Source organism: Paenibacillus sp. 01T422, from assembly GCF_056398785.1.
The window spans coordinates 1-5,292 of sequence record NZ_JBFTQB010000425.1; the positions used below are offsets into that span (position 1 = coordinate 1).

The 5,292-nt window shown below is 44.2% G+C and carries 6 protein-coding genes; 1 reads left to right on the plus strand and 5 read right to left on the minus strand.

The features are described 5' to 3' along the window. Positions 1-1,024 precede the first annotated feature (1,024 nt). From AC1DUA_RS22005 to AC1DUA_RS22015, 3 genes are all read right to left on the minus strand, one after another. Entirely contained in the window at positions 1,025-2,071 is a 1,047-nt protein-coding gene (locus AC1DUA_RS22005; RefSeq protein ID WP_477501807.1) for a PAS domain-containing sensor histidine kinase, read from the minus strand. Next, complete coding sequence (locus tag AC1DUA_RS22010) at positions 2,064-2,717, minus strand: response regulator transcription factor (protein ID WP_477501808.1); 654 nt, start codon at positions 2,715-2,717, stop codon at positions 2,064-2,066. The genes AC1DUA_RS22005 and AC1DUA_RS22010 overlap by 8 nt, the downstream gene beginning before the upstream one ends. A gap of 84 nt (positions 2,718-2,801) precedes the next feature. After that, a complete protein-coding gene (locus tag AC1DUA_RS22015; protein ID WP_477501809.1) occupies positions 2,802-3,263 on the minus strand; it encodes a GAF domain-containing protein in 462 nt (153 codons plus the stop codon). A gap of 204 nt (positions 3,264-3,467) precedes the next feature. Between AC1DUA_RS22015 and AC1DUA_RS22020 the strand changes: the two genes are divergently transcribed. Then, entirely contained in the window at positions 3,468-4,145 is a 678-nt protein-coding gene (locus AC1DUA_RS22020; RefSeq protein ID WP_477501810.1) for a Crp/Fnr family transcriptional regulator, read from the plus strand. A 28-nt stretch (positions 4,146-4,173) separates the two neighbouring features. Here AC1DUA_RS22020 and AC1DUA_RS22025 read toward each other — a convergent pair whose 3' ends face one another. Further along, positions 4,174-4,716 carry a hemerythrin domain-containing protein gene (locus tag AC1DUA_RS22025; RefSeq protein WP_477501811.1) on the minus strand — a complete coding sequence of 181 codons (543 nt, stop codon included), beginning with the start codon at positions 4,714-4,716 and terminating at the stop codon, positions 4,174-4,176. Positions 4,717-4,823: 107 nt separating this feature from the next. Beyond that, on the minus strand, positions 4,824-5,291 hold the full coding sequence (locus tag AC1DUA_RS22030) for a Crp/Fnr family transcriptional regulator (RefSeq protein ID WP_477501812.1): 468 nt from the start codon (positions 5,289-5,291) through the stop codon (positions 4,824-4,826). Position 5,292 lies beyond the last annotated feature (1 nt).

Genomic DNA, 5,292 nt, shown 5'->3' on the forward strand with positions numbered 1-5,292 from the left:
GTAGTAGTGAAGTCTTTATCGAAAACCGAAACGGGTGCATACGTATTATCTGTGACTGAAGAACTTCCATTTTCCGCTGATACCGTTGAAATATGATCCGGGCAAATCATAAGCACGTTAAAAAACAGTGCTAAGCATAACACCAATCCAATCTGTTTACGCTGTTTACGCAAGGGAATCGACACCTCCATGGCATATTTGGAATGACCAATCTAAGAAAACCTTATCTTACGAGTTGGACGATAAATGTGCGCTATCATCACCCCCTTCACAGAATATTTGAACGTAACATATGTTGATTAGCAGTGAATACTTAGTGAGTATGGTAACGTTTTCATGAGTGTATGATGCATATTTACGAGGTAATGACCAAGAAGGGGAGGTGATACTTTCATTAACGATACTCTAATAATTAAAATTAATAATGGGGGATTCCATCCATAATCATAGACGATTCCATCAAAAAGAATCTTAGCAAAATAGATTCTCGTGAGAGCCTTCGTCACGCTTCGGACTCAGCAGCCGTTATAATGGCAAAAAGCATCGGTTTCCGCTGCTAACGGACATGGGGGACCTTATTTGCCGATTTCTAGACGAATTCAGCGCCTAAGAGCACAAGTAACAGCACTGGTGTCCGTTACATATTTTCAGAGGTCATTTCCCATTGAATAAGGGCTCACTCTGTCCGTTAGTCGGCATCCAGCATCCGGCTCCGCTGAAATTGACAAGAAAAACCGTCAGGAGCAAATTCCTCCTGACGGTTTTTCTTGTTTGGTGTACATCGTTAAGCCGATCATGGACCGTGAAATGACCATTTTAGCTGGAATCAAACTAAGGAGGGGAACTGGAGTCCACTATTCGGAGAAAAACGAGCCGTTTTTCTTCTGAACGGAACTACAGGCGCTTATTTGTCCTGCATAGCCCGTCTTTCCAATGAAATCGACGAAATAGCGGCCTGTAGTTCCGTTTGCATGTGAAAACATGCCTTTTCAGAGAAATAAGGGCCTGTAGTTCCCGAGTTAAATCAATCGGCCCTACGGGGAATGATTAGCCGCACTCTCGTACCTTTCCCCCTTTCAGAGATAATATCTAATTTGCCGCCAATACTTTTCGCTCTTTCCTCCATGCTAAAAAGACCAACACCTTTAGAATCCCGGCTTCTTTCGAAGCCTTTCCCCTTATCTTCGATCTCCACTTCTACAACTGACGCCTGCTCGTGAACAAGTACACTAGCCTCTGATACATCCGCATACTTCGCAATGTTGGTAAGAGCCTCCTGAATAACCCGATAGATCGTCGTCTCCTCAAGCGCTCCCAGTCTCTTACGCAGATTGCTCTCTAGTTTCACTCTGATCCCATAGTGATCCGTGTAGTTTTCGATATGCGTCCGAATCGCAGGAATAACGCCTAGATCATCCAAGACGGAGGGCCGAATTTTCCACGCCAGACTCCGCACTTCTTCGATGATGCTGGAGACATTTTGCCGGAGATGGCCCATCTCGGATTCAGGTTCGTCTCCCAGGAGTCGATCCATCTGTATTAACAAAGAGAATAAACTTTGCCCGATGCCATCATGCAGCTCTCGGGAGAATTTTCTCCGTTCCTCCTCCTGAATCTGCATGACCTGTGACATCATAAGCTGCAATTCTTCCTCTACCCGCTTCAATTGCGTCACTTCGTTACGGATCGCTAAGTATTGATAAGCCTGACCTTGATCATCCACAAAAGGCACAATCGTCGTATCGACCCAATAGAATGTACCGTCTTTTGCTCTATTTTTGATCTCACCGTGYCACACCTTGCCTGCGGAAATCGTTTTCCATAGGTTAGTCATGAACCCTTTATCATGATAACCGGAATTAATAATCCGATGATCTTCACCAAGGAGTTCGGATCGGGGGTATTGCGATATTTTGCAAAATTTATCATTTACATATAAAATCTTCCCTTTCGCATCCGTAGCGGCAACGATGGAAGACTCGTCGAGAGCAAATTTCACATCAGACAGCTGCTTGAGGGATTGTTTCAAATCCTGCAATAGCTCTGATTCAGAAAGATGATCCTTATTCAAAGTTCAACAGCCCCTTCTTAGCCGCATACTTCACCAATTCCGGGCGTGTTTTCAATCCTAACTTTTCCATGACATTGCTCTTATGAGATTCGACTGTCTTGACACTAATCACCAGTTGTTCAGCAATTTCTTTATTTGAAAAACCTTTCGCAATGCGTGCCAGAACTTCTTTTTCACGCTCAGAGAGCGATTCATACGTGCCGGAATTTTCCCCGTTCTTCATCCGTTCCATATATTCATTCATCAATCTTTTGGTTGCTGTCGGATACAGATAAGCATTTCCCGCCGCAACGGAACGAATAGCTGTCAATAATTCTTCATGAGGAGCGCTTTTTAATATATATCCAGACGCACCCACGTGTATGGCCCTAAACAAGTACTCGTCGTCGTCATGCATAGTAAGAATCAAAATCGCCATTTCTGGCATCAATTCCTTTAACTTCTCAGTCGCCGTAAGCCCATCCATACCAGGAGGCATGCTTAGATCMATTAACACAACATCCGGCTTAAGCATCTGGGCAGCTTGAATGCCTTCTTCACCAGCGGCGGCTTCACCGATCACCTCCATGTCGTGCTTGCCGTTCAGCAGCATAACAAGTCCAGATCTTACGATGGCATGGTCATCCACAACCAGAATCTTTAGCATTTCCATCCCCCTTACAGCGGTTACTCCGCGTTTTAAGCTTTCTCTTTTTATCATAGCAAAAAAAGTGTAATCCAGTAATGCCATTCATTTCGAGGCTTCCTTCAAAGGTCCATCCATACAGATTACCAACCTTCCGAGGCTTTCCTGGATGGCTTTTATATCCTTTTCTTCATATCGGTGATCCGACCGTCTTCCTATAAATAGAAGCCCCTTCATCACAGAAGAATGACGATTCATGAGCGGGAATACAGCTGCAGTCTGCAATTGCTCAGCAAGCATGACCGGGCATTCGCGTCTTTCCTGAACTACTCTCGGATGGGTAACATCCAGTTTCACCCATCTGCCTAGACGCAAGGCTGTGCCCGCCAACCCTTGCCCCACTTTTATCACCATTTGTTGACAACGATCACTCCTGTTTCCTACTATGTAAATCCAACGCCTATGTGCTGGTTGATCAACGAAAGGCGCCAACGCGATGAAATCGCTTGACGTCAGATCTCGCAGTCGTGCCAAATCATCCATGATGTTCACCTGACCGGTTGCCATTTTACCACTTCCAATCCTTATGAATCCGCATAAAATCCCTTCTACTACCATTGTATATACTTCTATACTTCTTGTCTGTCAGGGAAAACCCTGATTTCGGTATCAGGAAATACATGCATAAATCAGTGAATCTCCTGATAAACAAAAACGTTGAAAAAGACTATCATGAAGATAGCCAAGAACCGTGGAGGAGCTGACCCACAGATGAAATTTTTCTCTGAAACCAATTTTGATACATTAAAAAGCGTTATGCATATGAAGCAAGCCAAGAAGGGTGAGTATCTGTTCTGGGAAGGAGAACCAGCAGATAAACTGTTCTACGTCTTCCAAGGCGGAGTCCGCATCACCAAAACGTCAGAAACAGGAAAAAGCCTCATCCTGTATCTACATCAATCAGGCGACTTATTCGGGCAAATGGATCCTTTCCAGGATTCCACGCAAAACTTTAGCGCCGAAGTTACCCTTGACTCTACGGTTGGCGTAATTATGCGAAAAGACCTCGAGGACCTGCTGCGCCAGCACGGCGATCTGGCTATTGCATTCATGAAATGGATGGGACTCATGCACCGGATGACCGAAACCAAGTTTCGCGATCTAATGATGTATGGAAAACCTGGCGCGCTTTGTTCCTTATTGATACGACTAAGTAACTCCTATGGGGTTCCAATAGGTGAGCATACCTTGATCGATTATAAGCTTAGCAACTCAGAAATGGCTGATATGATTGGTTCTACACGCGAAGGTGTCAACCGGATATTAAGCGATATGAGAAAAGAAGATGCTATTGCCTTTCATAATGGTCAAATTATTATCAAAGACGCAAGCTACCTGCGAGATATCTGTCATTGTGAAAACTGTCCATTAGAAATATGCCGAATGTAGTAGCTTATATCTTATCGTCACATATCTGCTATGAGAAGAAAGATTCTAGATCCATGAGCACTTTATCTGTTAATGGATTAACAAATTGTTCTTCCATGGTGAGGTGGTCATTTAAAATCAGACAGGCCTGCAAGAGGTACGAGGCCGTTTCTGTTAATTGTTTTTTACTGAAAATGGGGGTTATATCAACAACGGCCTCCTTGAACGATTGAATAAATGAAACACCTAATTGATGATCCTTTTCCAGCACCCAAAAGGACGGCATGATGGTAGGTGCCTGTTGACTATGGAAGTAGCTAATCAGAAAAGGAAACAACTCCTGTTCTTCCCACGCGGCATGCCGCTCCAATTCTTCCTCGAAATGAGCTGCCTTGAGCCTTAATTCCTGCAGAATATGCATACCTTCCGCTGTATCATTCATCCCGTTCACTTCTTTGGCACTCGCTTCGAGAATTCGTAATTGTCTTCGCAATTGTTCATGTTCATCTGCCAAACGATCCGTTGCATAAGCAAGTTTAGCCGGGTTAGATGAAGCCAGCCCGATATGGCGACTCCTAACTTTAACCTCCATGCCTGATCCCTCCCAAGTTCTTCATACGAAAGCACCTGATCTTCTCTCCATACATGAGTGGAAGAACAGGTGCTTTGCAGAATTGTTCATTAGATTCTACCCTCATATTATCTAAACTTGAATGTCAAATGTAATCTGTTAACGATCTTATCGAACCACTTGTGCAGATACGGTAAGATCAAGTGGTCTACGCCAAACTTCCCAGCATTCGCACCAGCTGCAAGGACAACGAAACCAAGGAGCACTAACCATGGATTCGTGCTAACTGTTCCTGCGAACATATACATGAAGTTCATGATTAATCCGAAGAAGATAGCTGTTGTTGTCAGAGCACCCAATAGAAGCCCCAGACCAACTAATAATTCTCCCCAAGGAATCACGACATTGAAGATGCCAACGTGTGGAAGAGCGAAGTTCTTCAAGAAAGCCACGAAGTTGCCATATACCAAATCGGTTGTACCTGTTTCTAGAACTGGCTTAGCGATAGCACCCTTCAAGTAGCCGGTAGCGTCAAATGCTTTTTCACCAGTTATTTTGTGCCATCCGGCTGCCATCCATGCCCACCCCACATACAAA